General features: G+C 59.1%; 15 protein-coding genes. 11 read left to right on the top strand and 4 right to left on the bottom strand.

The window, feature by feature from the left end:
• The first annotated feature begins 14 nt into the window (after positions 1-14).
• The 9 genes from dcd (at position 15) to HWN36_RS03055 (ending at position 13,175) form a co-directional block, all read left to right on the top strand.
• On the top strand, positions 15-572 hold the full coding sequence (dcd, locus tag HWN36_RS03015; protein WP_176788011.1) for a dCTP deaminase: 558 nt from the start codon (positions 15-17) through the stop codon (positions 570-572).
• A 62-nt stretch (positions 573-634) separates the two neighbouring features.
• A complete protein-coding gene (locus HWN36_RS03020; protein WP_176788012.1) occupies positions 635-2,473 on the top strand; it encodes a threonine--tRNA ligase in 1,839 nt (612 codons plus the stop codon).
• A 319-nt stretch (positions 2,474-2,792) separates the two neighbouring features.
• A complete protein-coding gene (locus HWN36_RS03025) occupies positions 2,793-4,097 on the top strand; it encodes a hypothetical protein (RefSeq protein ID WP_176788013.1) in 1,305 nt (434 codons plus the stop codon).
• Between the two features lie 308 nt (positions 4,098-4,405).
• Positions 4,406-7,360: a PKD domain-containing protein gene (locus HWN36_RS03030; protein WP_176788014.1), complete on the top strand. Its 2,955-nt coding sequence runs from the start codon at positions 4,406-4,408 to the stop codon at positions 7,358-7,360.
• Positions 7,361-7,383: 23 nt separating this feature from the next.
• Positions 7,384-8,661: a PKD domain-containing protein gene (locus HWN36_RS03035; protein WP_176788015.1), complete on the top strand. Its 1,278-nt coding sequence runs from the start codon at positions 7,384-7,386 to the stop codon at positions 8,659-8,661.
• 347 nt (positions 8,662-9,008) lie between these two features.
• Complete coding sequence (locus HWN36_RS03040) at positions 9,009-10,898, top strand: sensor histidine kinase (RefSeq protein WP_176788016.1); 1,890 nt, start codon at positions 9,009-9,011, stop codon at positions 10,896-10,898.
• A 39-nt stretch (positions 10,899-10,937) separates the two neighbouring features.
• Positions 10,938-11,690, top strand: coding sequence for a cation:proton antiporter (locus HWN36_RS03045; protein ID WP_176788017.1), 753 nt, complete (start codon positions 10,938-10,940; stop codon positions 11,688-11,690).
• Positions 11,677-12,834: an ISH3 family transposase gene (locus tag HWN36_RS03050; RefSeq protein ID WP_176788018.1), complete on the top strand. Its 1,158-nt coding sequence runs from the start codon at positions 11,677-11,679 to the stop codon at positions 12,832-12,834. The genes HWN36_RS03045 and HWN36_RS03050 overlap by 14 nt, the downstream gene beginning before the upstream one ends.
• Positions 12,835-12,881: 47 nt before the next feature.
• Positions 12,882-13,175 (top strand): cation:proton antiporter domain-containing protein, encoded by a 294-nt coding sequence (locus HWN36_RS03055; protein WP_176789562.1) that lies wholly within the window; start codon positions 12,882-12,884, stop codon positions 13,173-13,175.
• 28 nt (positions 13,176-13,203) lie between these two features.
• Here HWN36_RS03055 and HWN36_RS03060 read toward each other — a convergent pair whose 3' ends face one another.
• Positions 13,204-14,331: an IS256 family transposase gene (locus HWN36_RS03060; protein WP_176787296.1), complete on the bottom strand. Its 1,128-nt coding sequence runs from the start codon at positions 14,329-14,331 to the stop codon at positions 13,204-13,206.
• On the opposite strand from HWN36_RS03060, the gene HWN36_RS12120 reads away from it, so the two are divergent.
• Positions 14,330-14,695: a cation:proton antiporter domain-containing protein gene (locus HWN36_RS12120; RefSeq protein WP_176788019.1), complete on the top strand. Its 366-nt coding sequence runs from the start codon at positions 14,330-14,332 to the stop codon at positions 14,693-14,695. The genes HWN36_RS03060 and HWN36_RS12120 overlap by 2 nt on opposite strands.
• Here HWN36_RS12120 and HWN36_RS03070 read toward each other — a convergent pair.
• From HWN36_RS03070 to HWN36_RS03080, 3 genes are all read right to left on the bottom strand, one after another.
• Positions 14,661-15,107, bottom strand: a complete 447-nt coding sequence (locus HWN36_RS03070; RefSeq protein WP_176788020.1) for a CBS domain-containing protein — start codon at positions 15,105-15,107, stop codon at positions 14,661-14,663. The genes HWN36_RS12120 and HWN36_RS03070 overlap by 35 nt on opposite strands.
• Before the next feature lie 62 nt (positions 15,108-15,169).
• On the bottom strand, positions 15,170-16,240 hold the full coding sequence (locus HWN36_RS03075; protein WP_176788021.1) for a PAS domain-containing sensor histidine kinase: 1,071 nt from the start codon (positions 16,238-16,240) through the stop codon (positions 15,170-15,172).
• Positions 16,241-16,444: 204 nt separating this feature from the next.
• Entirely contained in the window at positions 16,445-17,506 is a 1,062-nt protein-coding gene (locus HWN36_RS03080; RefSeq protein WP_176788022.1) for an AI-2E family transporter, read from the bottom strand.
• 119 nt (positions 17,507-17,625) lie between these two features.
• Here HWN36_RS03080 and HWN36_RS03085 point away from each other — a divergent pair, with 119 nt between their 5' ends.
• A complete protein-coding gene (locus tag HWN36_RS03085; protein ID WP_176788023.1) occupies positions 17,626-19,557 on the top strand; it encodes an agmatine deiminase family protein in 1,932 nt (643 codons plus the stop codon).
• Position 19,558 lies beyond the last annotated feature (1 nt).

Here is a 19,558-nt window from a genome sequence, read left to right on the forward strand (position 1 = left end):
AGAATGTTAAATCGATGATTCTTGTCGACTGGCAGATCGAGGACCGGATCAGGAGGGGGCAGATCGGCATCGATCCCTTCGATCCTGGTCTTATCCAGCCCAACTCGCTGGATATCAGGCTCGGGGACCATTTTGTCTGGTACGAACCCTGCGACGATGTGATCGACCCGTACGACCGGGCGAGCGTCGCCTCCCGCGTGCAGGAGACCCGCACCGACTCGATCGTCATGGCGCCCGGTGCCTTTATGCTCGCCGAGACCTTTGAAGCGGTCACGCTCCCCGACAATATCGTGGCGAGCATCGAAGGGAAGAGTTCCATCGCCCGCCTCGGGATCGAACTCCACCAGACCGGCGGCTGGATCGACGCCGGGTTCCGCGGTTCCATCACCCTCGAGATGTGCAACGTGAACCAGCGCCCTGTGCGCATGTATGCCGGGATGCCGATCGGTCAGCTGGTCTTCTACACGACCGAGCGCGCCGATCATCCGTATAATCTCAAGAAAGACGCGAAATATATGGATCAGCGCCAGGCGACCCTCTCGCGTTACCACGAGAATCCACGCGAGATTTGAAGGCATATATAGAGGAACAGAGAATTTTATAAGGGATATCTTATCAGGTAAAGGGGTTTTCAATGCGGCTTCTCTTAATTCATTCAGATCATATCGACTATCAGGCACAGAAGAAGACGCCGGTCGCCGAGGAGGGCGCCGTCCTCCAGGACGAGCTCGACGAAGCGCTCGTCGCCTTCTGCGCCGTTGAATCGGCCGACGAAGAAGATATCGACGATGTCGTGGACCGGACTGTGGCCGAGGTCCTCAAGACCGCCGGCGAACTGAAGACCGACCGGGTGCTCGTCTACCCGTACGCCCACCTCAGTTCCGACCTCGCCGCACCCGAGGCCGCCAAAAAGGCGCTCAGGGCCATCGAGGAAGGGCTCAATGCGGCTGGAGGGCTGACCGTCCGGCGGGCTCCGTTCGGCTGGTACAAGGCCTTCACCCTCTCGTGCAAGGGCCATCCCCTCTCCGAACTCTCCCGCACCATCGTGCCGGGCGGCGAGGAAGAGGCGGCGAAGCCTGCCAAAAAGACCGTCACCCACACCTTCTTTGTCCTCACCCCGGAGGGCGAACGGAAAGAAGCCGAGGCATGCGCCGACGACTCACCCTTCGGCTCGCTCATCAAGAAGGAGCTCGGCCTCCCAGTTCAGGCCGGCGGCGAACCAATCCACGTGGACCTGATGCGCTCCAAGGAGTTCGTCGACTACGAGCCCGCCTCCGATATCGGCCACCTCCGCTGGATGCCCAGGGGCAGGCTCGTGCGCGACCTGCTCGGGGATTACGTCCTGGGGCTCGTCCTCAACTACGGCGGCATGCCGGTCGAGACTCCGGTGATGTACGACCTCGACGACCCGGCGATCTCCGAGCACGCCGCCAAGTTCGGGGAGCGGCAGTACCGCTTCAAGAGCGGGAACCGGAACATGATGCTGCGGTTTGCGGCGTGCTTCGGCATGTTCTCCTTCATGCGGGACATGCACATCTCGCCCAACACCCTGCCGATGAAGATGTATGAGCTCTCGACCTACTCGTTCAGGCACGAGCAGTCTGGCGAGGTGATCGGGCTCAAGCGTCTCCGCGCCTTTACGATGCCTGATATGCACACCCTCTGCAAGGATATGGACAACGCCCTCCGCTGCTTTGAGGAGCAGCTCAGGATGGGCTGGCAGAGCGGCGTCGATCTCGGCACGCCTCTGGTCGGAGCGTTCCGCTGCACCCAGGACTTCTGGGAGCAGTACGAGGACTGGGTGAAGGCGATCGTCCGCGAGTCGGGCGTGCCCATGCTCATCGAGATCCTCTCGGATCGCGTCCACTACTGGATCGCAAAGGTGGACCTTGCCGCCATCGACGGACAGGGCCGGCCGATCGAGAACCCGACCGTCCAGATCGACGTTGAGAGTTCCCTCCGGTTCGATATCTCGTATCACCTGGACGGCGAGGAGGTCCACCCGCCGATCCTCCACTGCTCCCCCACCGGCTCGATCGAGCGGGTGATCTGCGCCATGCTGGAGAACACCGCCTACCAGTCGGTGCCCCGCCTCCCGACCTGGCTCTCGCCGACGCAGGTGCGGTTTGTCCCGGTCTCAGAGCGCCACGCTCCCTATGCGATCGACCTCTGCGCCCGGATGAACGCCGCCGGCGTCAGGGCCGACGTGGACGACCGCGACGAGTCGGTGAACAAGAAGATCCGCGAGGCCGGGACCGAGTGGGTGCCCTATGTGGCTGTCATCGGCGACCGCGAGATGGACGAGGGGAAGCTGACCGTCACCATCCGCAGCCTCTCTGATCCAAAAAAGCCGCACAAGGAGGAGATGACCTTCGACGCACTCGTCGCCGCCGTGAAGGAGGAGTGCGCGGGCAAGCCCTTCCGCCCGATGTACACCGCAAAGCACCTTTCGGTGCGGCCGCGGTTCCTGTAAATTTTCTTTTTTTTCTGCATCGAGGTGCCGGTGATCTTTTCCACTATCTCTGTCCTGAATCATTGATTTTCTCAATCAGTCTGTTTTTACCTGTGTACGATCTGCCAGGCAACTCGCCGTCAGAATATCTATTTATACTCATGAAACGATTCTGTCGAACTCCAGGAGTGGTGCCGGTCAATACCGTGCAATTTCCGTTATAACCGATTTGACCGTATCAAACAATAGTGAACAAATACTCAGGCGAAGGGCAGAAGAGATCGGCCGCAGCAGAGAGATCACCATTCAGTGAGGCATTCCTGTCTGGAGGGAGCGTATCATGAGAGGTAAATCTCTGAGCAAACGTATCGGATCGGCGTGCGCCGTCGTGCTTCTCCTCGCCGTCATCGGGATTTCGGGGGCTGCGGCGGGATCTGAGGTTGTAGGACTCTTTGAACAGCGGGCGATTGCGATACCGATCGGGTTTGGCGAGAGCCTGGACGGCGAGATCACATCGGCCGGCTATATGGGCACCTACACCTTCCAGGCGGAGGCGAACGATCAGGTGTATGTCAGGATGGGGACAAAATCCTCATTTCTGGATCCGATGCTGATCCTGAGGGGGCCCGATGGGGTGGAGATCAACCGGACGTGGGGCTATACGTCGGCCGAACTTCATGAAGTTCTCCGGGCCGACGGGACGTACACGATCCTCGCCGGGGACGACAACGATTACGACACCGGGGCGTACGGTCTTTTCCTTCAGCGTACGAAAAACCCGGGGAACACCGTGGATGTCGTTGGAAAGAGCCTGAACGGCACAATCTCAACGACCGGGGGGATGCAGACGTTTGTCTTCACTGCCGAGGCCGGGGATGCGGCATATGTCCGGATGGGCACAAAATCTTCGTTTCTGGATCCGATGCTGATCCTCTTCGGGCCTGACGGTGCTGAGATCAACCGGACATGGGGCTATACGTCGACCGAGATCCACGAATTCCTCGGGGCCGACGGGACGTACACTGTCCTCGCCGGGGACGACAACGGCTATGACACCGGGGCGTTCGGCATCTTTGCTCAGGTGACGACCGATCCCGTGAATGCCACTCTGCTCCAGAGCGGGGATAACACGACGGCCGCGATCACCGTTCCCGGCGGGATGGACACCTACCGCTTCGCAGCGGCTGCCGGAAAGAGATGTTTCGTCAGGATGGGCACAAGATCTTCGTTTCTGGATCCGATGCTGATCCTCTTCGGCCCCGACGGGGCGGAGATCAACCGGACATGGAGTTATACCTCAACCGAGATGGATGAGATCCTCGAGACCGGTGGGATGTACACACTCCTCGCCGGGGACGACAATGGCCATGACTACGGCATATACGGCCTCTACATCTGGCTGCAGGACCCGCCTCTACCGGTCGTGCCCTTCCCCGGCTATGAAGAGATGCCGACCGATCCCGACGGCGACGGCCTCTACGAGGACGTCGACGGGGACGGCGTGATCGGGCTCAACGATGTGGTGGTGTATTACGCAAATCTCCGCTTCGTTGAGGAGAACGAGCCGCTGGAGGCGTTCGACTACGACGGCAACGGGAGGATCGGGTTCAACGACGTGATCGTGCTGTACGGGGAGGTGCCGTGATGCTTCCATCGCTGCTGCCCTTGATGTCTGAATACTCCTGTGATCTCTGTGATCGGGCCGTGGTGAAAAATATTGGGGCAGTGCCGGGATAATTGGCGCATGGCGTAAAATTAATATTATGGCGTATGACATATTTGAAGAAATTATTAAATATTTTTGGTGTACATGCCATGAATCAGGGAGCAAATAACGCGCAGGATGTATTATTATGGTTCATTTAATCTTTGTTCTGTATTCGCTCTGTGATGTGCACAATCGTGCTGGACGGCGTGGGGATCAGGGCGCTCCCTGATAACGGAGAAATTTTTATGCTACAGATATGTCTGATGGGGGGTATGAGGAGAGCGGCGCTCGTCCTCATGGTGATTCTTTTCACCGCGGTTGGTTGTGCGGCCGGCGTCTCTGCAGGGCAGTACGAAAACCCGGACACTGCCGGGGAAGTATCGGCCGCAGAGATCATGGGGTCCGGGCCGGCGGCGTTCAAAGGGGCGCTGACCGACTATGAAGAGAAGGTATCGACCGATCTGGTCCTGCTCATGAGGGGAGCGTATGTCTCAGGCCCCGAGGGGATCGCGATCGGGGATCTGGCGGACGCGTCGTACAGCCGCAGCATACCGGCGTCGTCGGTCATGACCGATGAGAGCGGGAAGACGAAGGTCTACGTCTATGTGCAGGTCGTGCCGCCGGCGTCGACGACGGTGATCGACGCCTACGCCGTGGAAGTGACCGACCGCGACGAGGAGGCGCACCTGGCGGTCGCATGGGTGGAAGCGGACCGTATCGCCGATCTTGCGGCGCAGCCCGAGATCGGATCGGTGGAGATCGTCTACCCACCGGTCGTCTACAGCAGCGTTGCGCCGAGGGTCGGATCGGTCGAGTGCGAGGCCGACACCATTCTCAGGGCAAAACAGTTACGCGAAAAAACCGGCTACGCGGGTGCCGGGATGAAGGTGGGGATCCTCTCGGACAGTGCCGACCAGTGGCAGGAGGCCGCCGCAAAGGGGGACCTGCCCGCGAACGTGCATATCCTTGCCGACTATAACGGGGACGACGAAGGCACGGCGATGCTCGAGATCGTCCACGACCTGGCCCCTGAGGCCGAACTCTACTTCCACACCGCCTATCCCAACGCCGTCACCTTCACGACCGGGATCACCGCCCTCGCCGATGCGGGCTGCCAGGTGATCTGCGACGATATCGGCTGGCTGACCGAGCCCTTCTTTGAGGACGGGTATGTCGCCTCGCATGTACGGAACCTGCTGGAGAAAAGGGACCTGATCTACGTCTCGGCGGCAGGCAACGATGCCGGCGGCATCCACTACCAGGGGGCGTTCCAGAACAACGGCAACAACTGGCACTCCTTTGCCGCCGGGAGTAATCTCCTGCTCACCCAGATCAATCCGGCATCGGGGGGGCAGTCAAACTCCTTCATGATCGTCCTCCAGTGGGACGATATCTGGGGAAAGTCGTCAAATGATTACGATCTCTATCTGGTGGGAGAGGACGAGGGCAGGTATTATGAGATCATGAACAGCTCGAAGGTGCAGGACGGCGACGACCAGCCGATGGAGATCATCCAGGGGTCATACAGGGGCACGGAAGTCTCGCAGGTGTACCTGGCGGTTAAGGCTTCAGACGGCGCCGCGCCGCGGAACCTTGAGATCTTCATCTTCAGCGGCGGGAAATTCAACGACCCGGTCGCCTCGGACGAGGACACGATCTTCGGCCACCCTGCGGTTCCAGGTGTGGTGTGTGTCGGGGCGATCAAAGCCTCAGATCCGGGCAACGACACGATCGAGCCGTTTTCCTCGCGCGGGAGGGTGACCATCTCCAACCCTGCGCCTGAGGTGAGAGACAAGCCCGACATCTGCGGCATCGACGGGGTGCGCGTCACCGGTGCGGGCGGGTTCTCGAGCACATTTTACGGCACCAGCGCCGCAGCCCCGACTGTAGCCAGCGTGACCGCACTGGTCTGGGGGCTTGATCCCGGGCAATCGTCCGATACGATCAAGGAGGCGCTCTACGCCGGGGCTGTCGACCTCGGCGAGGCCGGATGGGATCCTGTCTTCGGCTATGGACGGGCCGACGCCATGGCAGTGACGCCTCTTTCGGCTAACTTCACCGCCTCTCCTCTCTCCGGCCCTGCGCCGTTGAGCGTCAGGTTCACCGATCTTTCCACGGGAACGATTACGGCGTGGGGATGGGACTTCGGCGACGGCGCGGCCTCGGGTGAACAGCATCCCGAACACATCTACGCGGCCGAGGGGCTCTATACCGTCAGCCTCATGGTTTCCGACGGGCAGGGCAACAGCGACACCCTTGTGATGACCGACCACATCAACGTCTCTGCTGCCCAGATAGAGAACGTCACCGCAGACTTTACGGCCGACGTCACCTCGGGCCAGGCCCCGCTGACCGTCCGGTTCACCGATCGCTCGACCGGGCCTGTTACGGCGTGGGGATGGGTCTTCGGCGACGGCAGCATCTCGAATGAACAGCACCCCGAGCATACCTACCTGCAGGCAGGCATCTACACCGTCTCACTGACGGTCACCGGCGACGGCAAGAGCGATACGCTCACCCGCGAGGGCTACATCTCGGTGCAGTCCGACGGTGAGGTCGATGCGAACCTGACCTTCGTCCCCGCAGGGGCAACGCTTGCACCCGGCACGGAAACCGCGTTCGCCATTCTCATGGACAGGGCAGCGGCTGGCATATCTGGCTACACGATCACCCTATCCCTCGACGACCCGGCGATCGGCGAGATCACCGCCGTTTCATTCCCTGCATGGGCCGGGCTGAAGAGCAACGGCACCCTTCCCGCAGACTCCGTCTGGATCCGGGCGGTCGATCTCGAAGGGAATGCCGGGACCGGGAACATCATGCTCTGCACCGTCACGGTGCGGGGCGACACCGAAGGGACGACGACGCTCTCGATCCTGGACAACGCAACCATCGAGGATAGGGAGGGCGGCATCTACAAACTGGCCACCGTGCCGGCGACCCTGACCGTCGGGGCTGCGGCGGTCCTTCCCTTCCCGAAGCCCGACGGCACCGCCTATCCCGCCCCCACCGATCCGGACGGCGACGGCCTGTACGAGGACGTCGACGGCAACGGCCGGATCGGGTTCAACGATGTGGTAGTATATTACACGAACCTGCAGTTCGTTGAGGATAACCAGCCGCTGGAAGCGTTTGACTATGACAGGAACGGCCGGATCGGGTTCAACGATGTGATCGTCCTGTATGGTATGGTGCCCTGATCGATGTTATGGAGTGAAATCTGATGAAAATCAAAGATCTGGTGCCCTTTATCGGCACCCTATTCCTCTGCGCCCTCATGGTGCAGGGGGCCCTGGCCGTTGCGGTCGGGGACGGAGCGGATGCAGAGAACATCACCATCACAATCCTGCCTGCCCTGGCTGAGGTCGGTCCGGGGGAGACGGCCGATTATGATCTGGTCCTGGATTACCTCCCGGCCGGCATTGCAGGCTACAATATCTCGGTCGGCCTGACCGACGGATCGGTCGGTGAGATCGTCGCCGTGACTTTCCCCCTATGGGCCGGGCTGAAGAGCAACGGCACCCTGCCGGCAGATGAGGTCTGGTGCACGGCGGTGGACCTCGCCGGCGGCGCCGGAACCGAGAATATCACGCTCATGACCCTCACCCTCCGCGGCGATGCCGCCGGGTCGACTGGCGTTGTCGTGCTGGAAGGGGTGGTTGAGGACCGGAACGGGGGCTTGCCCTCTCTCCTGGACGTCGCACCGGCGACCTTCGCGGTGGGGGAGGCCGTGAACGGGGCGGTCAACTTCACCGCCGACGTGACCTGGGGCACCGCACCGCTCACCGTGCAGTTCACCGACACCAGCACGGTTGAGGACGTCACCTCCTGGTTCTGGGACTTCGGCGACGGGTTCATGTCGACGCGGCAGCACCCGCTCTACACCTTCCACGATACCGGTTCCTTCACCGTCACCCTCACCCTGACCGACGCCCGAAATGTCACCTGGACCGAGGCGAAAGAGGGCTTCATCACCATTCTCGATGGGACCGTGAGAGAGGCCGACTTTATTGCCAATGTCACAGAGGGACCGGCGCCGCTGGCCGTGCAGTTCACCGACACCGGGACGATCGAGAATGTCACCGCATGGTCCTGGGAGTTCGGGGACGGCGGCACCTCGGATGAGCAAAACCCGGTATGGGTATATATGGCACCGGGCCGGTACAATGTCTCACTCATGGTGACCGATGTCTGGAATGCCACGTTTTGGGAGGAAAAGCCCGGATACATCACCGTCAATGCGTCAGAAGAGTACGCCGATTTCACCGCAAATGTAACCGCGGGCGAGGCGCCGCTTACCGTGCAGTTCACCGATACGAGCACGGTGCGGAACATCACCTCATGGTTCTGGGAGTTCGGCGACGGGAACACCTCTGAGGAGCAGCACCCGGTCCATATCTACGCCGCAAACGGCACCTATGACGTCGGGCTCACGATCAACCGGGAGTGGGACTCATATTACGAGGCGCGCTCCGGTTACATCATGGTCGGCATGGGCTGAGCAGGCCCTCGCGCATGGAGATCCCGGGTCTGGATATTCTTCCCCCCCCTTTTTTGAGATCGGCGCCCCGGCCCGGGCGGGCCCTTTTCCTGGAGACCACCACACCATCAGAAGAAGGCCCTGGTGGCGCTCTGCCCTCTCATGCCCGGGGCCCGGCCTGAAATCTCGCTTCGAAAAGCAGATTGATTTGGAATCGGTCTATTTCTTTCTCTATAGTTATTTAAGTGGCTCGAAATGCGGTGTAAAAAAGAAAAAGAATATCATGTAGAGAGTGAATCCCTATGCAGTGCATTTCGTTCTGCCTGCCCGGTCTGCACAGGGGGCATGCATCTGGATAATAAGAGGAGATGAAGCAATTTTCACGTGAAATTGGTAAGGGGCGTTCGTTCAACGCGCACCTGATGATCTATGTCATCCTGATCATTGTTTTTGTCATCGCTATTTTATCCTCGTATTCGTATTTTGAGGCAAGAAACGAGATCGTCGAGAAGAACGACCTATTACAGGAGCAAACCGGAAAAAGCATCACCGAATGGATGATCCTCGTCGACGCTGGTCTGGAGATGTATGACGACACCTTCAACGCCCGCATGCGGACCGGGTTTGAGGAGTTTTTGCGGGCGTACGAAGAGGCGGGCAATGACCCCGCACAGATGGACCTCGAACGCCTCAAAGAGGACCTCGGCGGCACGATGGACCTCTACATCATCGATCAGGACGGGGTCATCAAGTATAGCACCGTCAAGCACGAGATCGGGGTCGACTTCAGCGGCATCCCGGATTTCTTTGCCTATATAACACAGATCCGTGAAGGCGATTCGTTCTCGGCCGATCGTGTGGTGCGCGAGAGGACGTCAGGGGTGATCAGAAAGTACGCCTATATGCCGACGCCCGATCACCGCTACCTCCTGGAGCTTGGTCTCATCCCCGAATTGCTCGAAAACAGGAAACTCGGTCTTTCCTATATCCAGACTGCTGAAAACCTCAAAACGCTCAATCAGGACCTCCTGAGCATACGCATCTATGATATTTTCGGGCATATTGTCGGGAATAAGAGTTATGTGGGGGACGACCTCCAGAAAGAACGGATCTCCTCGGTGATCGAGGAGCGGCAGGGGGCGGTGTACGCGGACCTGGTGAACCGCACCGAGACCCATTACCTCTTTGTGGACCTGCGGGACCCGGCCTATGCATCTGATCTGTCCATGGTGATCGAGCTCACCTATACTACCGCATCCCTCGACCAGAAACTTACGTCCCTCTTATTCTCGCACATCATGATCGCCCTCCTTGCGGTGCTCCTCAGCGGCTTGCTCGTTTTTGTGGGCATCTGCCACGTCTCCCGGCCAATCTCCGAGGTCGTCGAGGACATCGACCGGATCGCTCAGGGCGACCTCGACCACCGGATCAGGCATACGCAGGGTCTCGAGTTCTCCCGCCTGGAAAACAGCATCAATGCGATGGTTGTTGCTCTCAAGACGAGCCTCGGGCGCGCGCAGGAGTCTGAACGGGCGCTCCGCGAGTACAACGAAAACCTCGAGGCGATCATCACAGAGCGGACGGCCGAGTTGAAAGCCTCGAACGAAGAGGCGAACCTCTACATCGACATCATGTCCCATGACATCAACAACACCAACACCATCGGCCTCGGCTATCTCCAGATGATTATGGACCATCTCGACGGGCGGGAAAGAGACCTGGCCGAGTGCGTCAGAAACAGCATCTTAAGGAGTTCGCAGATCATCCAGAACGTCTCCACCATCAGGACGATCCATATGCAAAACCTCCCGCTCGAACCGGTCGATCTGAACCTGGTGATCAGGGCGGAGATCGCCGGGAATCACCCTGGCGATATCCATTACGAGGGCGACCCGGTCCTGGTCTGTGCAGACTCCCTTCTTCCCGAGGTCTTCTCCAACCTGATCGGAAACGCCTTCAAGTTCATGGGAGGAAAAGGCGAGGTGACCATCAGGGTCGAAGAGGGAGAGGACGAGGTGCTGGTCTCGGTGGAGGACACAGGGCCGGGCATACCCGACGATATGAAGGAAGCGGTATTCGGTCGTTTCAAGCGGGGATCTAAAAACGTCAGCGGTAAAGGGCTTGGCCTCTATATCGTCCGCTCTCTTGTAGAGCATTATGGTGGGAGGGTCTGGGTGGAAGACCGTGTGGTCGGTGTCTCCGGGGCAGGAGCGGCGGTCAGGTTCACCCTGAAACGCCCTCCCTGCCAGGAGCCCTGAAGCGTCAGGCATAAGAAGTCCGGCGGCGAACTCCAGCAGATGGACCCGATCCTGCAGGTCGTCCTGATCCTGGCCGCCGCGAAGATCGCCGGGGAGGCCGTTGAACGGGCCGGCTTTCCCGCCCTTATCGGCGAGATCGGTGCCGGCATCGTCCTCGGACCGTCCCTCTTCGGGCTGGTCGCCTATGACGGCACGCTGGCGTTTCTTGCAGATGTCGGGATCATCGCCCTGCTCTTCATCAGCGGGATCCAGATGAACATCAGGTCGTTTGTCGCTTCAGAACGTTCGGCGGCTGCGACGGCGCTTATGGGTATCATTGTCCCTTTTCTGATGGGCGCCGGCGTCGGCGTCGTGGCTGGTTTTTCCCTTCTTGAAACGCTCTTTATAGGTGTCGCCCTCTCTGTCACCTCCATCGGGGTCTCGGTGCGGGCGCTCGTCGACCTGCGAAAGATGAACACGCCGTCAGGGACAACCATTGTCGGGGCGGCAGTGATCGACGACATCATCGGCATCCTCCTGCTGGCTGTGCTCACGGCTGTTGCGGCCGGGAGCGGGAGCTCGGCGCTCTACACCATCACGGCCGGGGGAGCGTTCCTTGCGGTAAGCCTGATCCTGGGGCGCCGTTTGCTGCCCGCCGTGATGAGGCGCGCCCGCGCCACCCACACCCACGAGATGCCGTACACCAGTACTTCGCTAATTTTAGAAACCCCAAATCCCCCTCTACCGCCCGAAGCCCGCCCAAAATCGAAAGATCTATATAGATTGCAGGCTTCCCCTCATGCCTTTACCTAAATCGAGGGTGACCTGCAGAAAGAGCAACATTCTGAAACCTAAAGACTGTTGCGCCCCTGTTGTTTCGGCACTGGATCAGCATCTAACCATTCCCATTCAGGGAAAACTCACTCAAACGGACTTGATTTCTTCTCTGGTCGGCATGGCTGTAATGAATCAGTCAGTTCACTCAATCACCCACATCCTGGATCGGGTACCGTGCGAAACGTCCGTTCGCTACCACCTCAAAAAGCTCGATATGGCCGATTTGGAACAGAATAACACCTCGATCCTCACCACCCATATGCACCACGTCCTCAAACCTGGGTACGCCTATCAGTTTGCGATTGACTTTACCAACGATCCGTACTACGGGTCAACCGATGAGGAGAATGAGGCCTATATCGTGCGAAGTAAGCGTAAAAAGTCAACAAATGAGTTTTATTCCTACATCACTCTGTATGTGACCACCAGGAACCGGCAGATGACGCTGGCCGTGTTCCCGGTGCGCCGGGATACCTCGAAGGTCGGATACATCGCGCAATGTCTCGATCGGATCACTGAACTCGGTCTTCGCATCGAAGTTCTCTGCCTGGATCGGGAGTTCTACACCCGGAAGGTGCTCGGGTTTCTGATGGACGTCCAGGTGCCGTTCATCGTTCCTGTCAGGAAACACGGGAAAAGGATGAAACAAGTCCTCCAGGGAACCCACTCCCGGTATGCTGAATATCGGATGCACGGAAAACCGGTGCTGGTCCTGACGATTGCGATTGCCGTGAAGTATGCAAAAGGAAAACGGGGTAAGCGCGGCGTTGAGAATCTGGGTTACGTCGTGGGAAACCTCCGGTGGAATCCCCATCGGGTCCATCAGACCTATCGGTCCAGGTTCTCGATTGAATCGTCCTATCGGATGCGCAACCAGGTGAAACCCCGTACGAGCACAAAAAACCCGGTCATCCGGTATCTCTACGCCATAATATCGTTCCTCCTCAAGAATATCTGGATCGATATACTCTGGAAGCACTTTTCCCCCGTGAAACAGGGACCACAAACCATTGAGGTGCGCGGCTTCCGGTTCAGCTCCTTCATGTGCATAATCTGGGAGGCGATCCGCACATCGATGAGGGGTGCCAGAGCCATTCCTGTGTTAAGGTATCCTGTTTAGGAAAGGGAGCGAGAAACGCCGTTGAATGAAATGAGAGGGAGGAAGGAATTAGAGAAGTACTGTACACGGCGGCGATCGCCATTGCCCTCTTCATGGCGTACCTCTCCCATCTTGCCGGCCTTCACTACGCGGTGGGCGCCTTCCTTGCCGGACTGCTCCTCGGGGACCAGATCAGGGACGACCGCACCCTTTTCGAAGGAATAGCAGATTTTTCGTTCGGTTTCTTCGTGACCTTTTTCTTCGCCTCGATCGGGCTGCTCGCCGCGATCACGCTCGATATCCTCCTCTCCCCCTTTGTTCTCCTCCTGATCCTCGTCGGTAGTGTTTCAGATCTTCTGTAATTCGTCTGAGCCCTGTCTCCTTGTTTGATCATTCCCCCTCCATCGTCAAATATCTTCTGCCGGTCACCCACTCCTCATTGATGTCCATCAGGATGGATCCTGCCAGCCTGAGGAGTGACTCTTCATTGGGAAAGGCCCCTACAACTTTGGTTCTCCGTTTCAGTTCCTTGTTGACTCTTTCCATCATGTTCGTCGTTCGGATCCGCTTTGCGTGCTCTTTCGGGAACGCCGTGTAACTCATAAGTCCCGGGATGAATCTCTCGATCGTATTGGCCGCTTTCCGATATCCTCGTTCGTTCAGATCGTCTGCAAGCTCCTGCAGTCTCTCCTCGTCCCCATATGCCTCCTTCAAGGACTCAGCAACTTCTTTCTGATGTTTCCGTGGAATATTCTTTAAAACCGCCCGGGTGCAATGGACCGAGCACATCTGCCACGATGCGCCGAGGAAGGTGGCTTCCGCCGCCTTCTGGATCCCGGCATGACCATCTGAGACAACCATCTTGACACCCACCAATCCTCGTTCTTTGAGGTCTTCGAACAATCCCGACCAGAACATCTCATTCTCGCAATCAGTGATTCTGGCTCCCAGGATTTCGCGGTAGCCATCCATTCGAACACCGGCGATCACCAGAAGAGCTTTGGTGATGTACCGTGGTCCCTCTCTGACTTTGTAGTACGAAGCATCCACAAAGAGATAGGGAATCTCCTGTTCAATAGGCCTCTGAAGGAATGCATGGACCTGTTCATCGAGGTCCTTTGCTATCCTGGATACTGAAGCAGGAGAGAGTTGTTCGATGCCAAAATGAGCAACAATCTCCTGGATCCGGCGGGTTGAGACTCCCTGAAGGTAGGATTCAAAGATAGCATTCTCAAGAGCCTTCTCAACCCGGGAATAGCGTCCAAATACCTGTGTTTCGAAGGGAAATTCTCGGAACTGCGGTTTCTGGAGGATCGTTTCTCCATATCGGGTTTTCAGAGATCGCTTCTTGTAGCCGTTTCGGTGAGCCTTCCGCGCATCGGTTCGTTCATACTGCTCGGCTCCCGCCTGGTGGAGGGCTTCGAGCAGCATCACCTGGTTGAGGAACCAGGTGATGAGGGTCTTCATGCCATTCTCATTATCGGAAAGATAATCTTCGATTAACGCTAAGGGATCCATGGCCCTGTTTCTCCTTTCTGCAAATCTAGGTTGGATTCAGGGCCAAATTATTTTTACAGAAGATTCGTTACACTGTCTCCTCGTCGCATTCGCCGGTAAGATCCTGGGCGGATGGCTCGGTTCGGTCAGGTTCATGGCAACACACACTGAAGCCCTCGTCGTCGGGATCGGGCTCTGCCCCCGCGGCGAGATCACGCTGGTAGTCGGGCAGATCGGGCTGCTCGCCGGGCTGATCACGGAAGAACTCTTCTCGGCCTTCACCGTGGTGGCGCTCGTCTCTGTCCTGGTCACGCCGGCCCTGATGGCCTGGGGCTACCGGCGTCTGGCGGTCAGAGGTGGCCGGCGATCCGCAGGTGCGCGATGATCATGCAGACCTCGATGCGCCCGACGACCGCGCCGGTACTGTCGACGACGACGAGGACGGGATACCGGTAGCGTTCCATCGCCTCCATCGCCTCCCGCACGGTGGCGGTATGGGGGATCGTGATATGCCCTCTGGTCATGATGTCTGCAGCGACCGCTGCGTCCCCTCTCAGGAGGCAGTCGATGCAGGTGATCCTTTTCCGGCTCCGCACGCCGATGACGTGCCCGACGGCGGTGAGGAGGTCGAGTGCGGTGATAAAGCCGAGAAAACGGTTTTCAGGTCCCGATACGACGAGATCGGTGCACCCGGTTCGGGAAAATTGTTCAAATATTTCGGGCAGCGGCGTGTCTGGGGGGATGGTGGACGGCGCACCCGACATGACGGCGGTGACGGGAATCTCTGTCGGTTCCATTGGCTCTGGAAGTTCTATACGCCGGGGCTGGTATAGATATTTTTGTCAGCGGTCTTCGGACATCAGCACCGCCATGTCCCTTCAGGAAGGCGGATTTCAAAGCATGCTCCCTTTCCTGCCTCACCTCTCTCCGCGATCGAGATCCCGGTGATATCGAGGATCTCCCGTGTGAGATACAGCCCGAAACCGGCATCTGATCCGAAGCCTCTGGAGAAGATCCGCTCCTTGATCGCATCGGGCACGCCGACGCCGTTGTCCCTGAAGGTGATAATCCCCTCAGGACCCTCCGTCCTGAAGGTGACCGAGATCGTGGTGAACGCGCCGGCATGCCTGACGGCATTGTCGATAAGGCTGGAGAAGGCTTTGTGCAGCATCGGATCGGCGTAGACCTCAAGGGTGCCGGTGGAGATGAGAACCTCCGCTCCATCTATTCTCCGGAACCCGATAGCAATGCCGAGAACGTCCCTGACACTCTGCCAGCAGGGCGCCATTATCCCGAGTTTTTCGTAGTCTCTGGTGAAGGTGATCTGCTGCTCGATCTTTCTGGTCGCCGTCTCGATGATCTTCAGGACGTCGGCAAGTTCGGGCCGGTCCTCAAGGTCTTCCCCGAGGAGTTCGATATAGCCGACCAGCACCGCCACCTGGTTGAGGATGTCGTGTCTGGTGACCGAGGAGAGGAGGGCGAGTCTTTTATTGACGTCCCTGAGCCTTTCCTCCTCTCTTTTCAGGTGCGTGACATTCCGTGCGATCACCAGGGTGCCCTGGAACGCGCCGCCGGCATAGAGGGGGGAACCCCGTATGTCCAGGGTCGCATATGCGCCGTCTCTCTTCCTGACCCTGATCTCCCTGCCGGCTTCGTGTACTCGCTCGCGTTCCTCCTCCCCGTCTCCAGCCCTGCGGGCGATCTCCCTGCCGGTGATCTGGTTGTCGTCCAGTACGGCGCCGGGAAATTCTTCGGGCGCATAGCCGACCAGGGTCATGGACGAGGGGGAGACATAGATGATCTCTCCATCCCGGTCGGTGACGAGGATCAGGTCGGTGCAGTGTTCGCCGATCTGCCTGATGGTCCATCCGGGTTCGTCGCCCCCGGAGAGGATCGGTATCTGCGGGAGGTCTTCATCCTGATCAGGCATCCTGAATACCTCTCCTCCCATATGGGATAAATGTATATCCCTGGGGTTATTCTGAATGTCCTTTTTAACAAATAATTTGGATTTCTCATTTTGATATATTCGGTAGCATTATATAACAGAATCAAAAAAGAGGCCCCGGATATCCGCAGCATCAGGGAGGAAAGATCCCGCCGGACCGGCGAATGGCTGGCCGGGGCAGTCCCTCTAATTCTTTCCTGTCGTCCCGCTCTCCTCGGCAAAGAGTTTGTCAACGCCGAGGAGGGTGTTGATCCAGCGCGTCTCGTCGCTGCACTGGACCATGATCAGGAGGATGAGCGTGATCGGGATCGCGAAGATCATGCCGGGAATACCCAGGATCCATCCCCAGACGATGAGGGAGATGATGACGACCAGAGGGGGAAGATCGAACCGTCTCGATGCGATGTAGGCGAAGATAGGATTTTCAACCAGGGCATTGAGGATGACGACGATAATCATCACCGCAACCGCTCCCGGGGCGCCGTACTGGAGCCATGCAAAGAATATTGCCGGGATTGCGGCGATCAGGAGCCCGATATAGGGAATGAATGCGAGGATGAACGTGAGGATGCCCCAGAGGAGAGCGGCGTGTATCCCCATCGCCCAGAGGGCGAGGCCGAAGAGGGTGCCGTGGATGATATTCGCCTCGGTGCGCACGATCACGAACTCGATCATGAGCCGGCTCATTCTCCCGATGCCGAACCGGCTCTCCATACTCGATCCCAGGATCCGTTCAAGACGCCCTGGTATGTTCGGCGCTTCGAGGAGGGCGAAGCAGGTCGTCATCATGATGAAAAAGAGATAAAGCACTATCTGTCCGAAATTGAGGACATACGGCTCGATAGCCGTTACCACACTGCCGAGGCTGATCGACGAGGGCGAAAGGGACGCCGGGTCGATACCGATCGTGTCGAGCAGAAGAAGCAGTTCGGCAAGTCTCTGGTTCAGTTCAGCCTGGTACATGGGGAGATCCTCGATCAGAACCTGGAAGGAGTGCATCGTCAGCAGCAGCAGGCCCAGGATGGCAATGCCCGAGACGGCGGTGATCATCCCGACGGCGATCCCGTCCGGCATACCCTTTTTTCTCAGAAGATCCATCGCGGGCAGGGTCAGGATCGTGAGTATAAGTGAGATGACCAGGAGATTGACGATATACGCAGTGATCTGCATTCCGATGATGAGAATGAGGAAGATCGCCGCGGCCAGAAGATAGTTCCTGGTTTCTCGCATTTCTGATAGACGGCTCATAGGTTGATATCCCCGTTGAGAGTCGGCGTGGCTGGATAAGTTTTTTGGGAAATTCGTCGCGCCGGTCCCCTCTCCAGGGATGGGCTAATGTGCCAGTACCGTCATACAGGTGGAGGAGCATGGACGATCGCAGCGTAACAATCGGGCTCGTTCAGACGGCGGTCTCGGAAGACCCGGCATGGAACCTGGAGCGCACGCTTGCAGCGGCGGAGACGGCCGCGGCGCGGGGCGCCCGCATCATCTGCCTGCAGGAACTCTTCCGTTCCCCCTACTTCCCGCAGTCGCAGGGCGCCGATGCAGCCTGTTACGCCGAACCGATACCGGGCGAATCGACAGAGGCCTTTGCGGCGTTTGCCCGCCGGCACCATGTCGTCGTCGTTGTCCCGGTCTTCGAGAAGGGGGAGGACGGGCGGTTCTCCAACGCCGCCGCCGTCATCAACTCTGATGGTTCTCTGATGCCGCCGTACCACAAGGTCCACGTCCCGTACGACCCGCTCTTCTACGAGAAGGAGTATTTTTATCCGGGCGATTGTTACCGGGTCTACGAGACGACCTATGGCAGGATCGGCGTGCTGATCTGCTACGACCAGTGGTTCCCTGAGGCTGCGCGTTCGCTTGCCCTCGACGGGGCAGAGATCATCTTTTACCCGACGGCGATCGGGCGGATCCGCGGCATGGAAGACGCCGCCGAAGGGGACTGGCGCGAGGCCTGGGAGACCGTCCAGCGCGGGCACGCGATCGCCAACGGCGTCCATGTCGCCGCCGTGAACCGGGTCGGAGAGGAGGGGGAGATCCTCTTCTGGGGGAGTTCGTTCGTCTGCGACTCGTTTGGGAACATCGTCGCCCGCGCCGGGGAGGGAGAGGAGGTGCTCGTCGCCACGATCGATCTCTTGAAGAACCGGGAGGTTCGGGAGGGCTGGGGGTTCCTGCGCAACCGGCGGCCCGAGACCTATGGCGCCCTCGTCCGCCCGGTGGCGGCATCTTCGGGGGGCTACCGCTGCCCCGCGGGGCGCCGCCCGGCCACCCCGAAGAAGTGCGGCTATCATATGCCCGCCGAGTGGGAACCGCACGAGGCGATCTGGCTTTCGTGGCCCCACGACCCAGACACCTTCCCGGATCTCGAGGAGGTGGAGGCGTCCTATCTCCGCATTGTCGAGGCCCTCCACCGGGACGAGATCGTCAACCTGCTCGTCACCGACGAACCGATGCAGGGGCAGGTGACCGCTCTCTTCGCCGCTGCCGGCCTCGACCTCGCCCGGATCCGCTTCCACCGGGCCGAGTATGCAGATGTCTGGTTCAGGGACTACGGCCCGGTCTTCGTGGTGGACCGCGCCGGCGGCGCCCTTGCGATGGTCGACTGGATCTTCAACGCCTGGGGGGAGAAGTATGAGGAACTGATGCGCGACTCCGGCGTTCCCTCCACGCTGAACCGATGGATGCACCTGCCCATCTTCTCGCCAGGGATCGTCCTGGAAGGGGGATCGATCGAGGTCAACGGGAGGGGGACGGTGCTCACCACCCGGCAATGCCTCCTGAACCCGAACCGGAACCCGGATCTCTCGCAGGAGGAGATCGAGGAGTACCTGAAGGAGTACCTCGGGGTCTCCCACGCGATCTGGCTGAACCAGGGGATCGCCGGGGACGACACCGACGGCCATATCGACGACGTCGCCAGGTTTGTCGACGTGCGGACGGTCGTCTGCGCCGTCGAGGAGGATCCTGAAGACGAAAACTACGCGATCCTGCAGGAGAACCTGGAGATCCTGCGGCGTTCGACCGACCAGGACGGCAACCCCTTAACGATCGTCCAGGTCCCGATGCCCGGCCGCGTCGGCGACGACGAGGTGCGCCTGCCTGCGAGTTACACGAATTTCTATATCGGGAACAGGACGGTGCTCGTCCCGGTCTTCAGGGACAAAAATGACGGGCGGGCGCTCTCCATCCTGAAGCGACTCTTCCCGGATCGAGACGTCGTCGGGATCGACTGCCGGGCGATGGTCTCTGGCCTGGGCACCATCCACTGCATCAGCCAGCAGCAGCCCTCGGTGTGAG

The organism is Methanofollis tationis, assembly GCF_013377755.1.
GTDB classification, from domain to species: domain Archaea; phylum Halobacteriota; class Methanomicrobia; order Methanomicrobiales; family Methanofollaceae; genus Methanofollis; species Methanofollis tationis.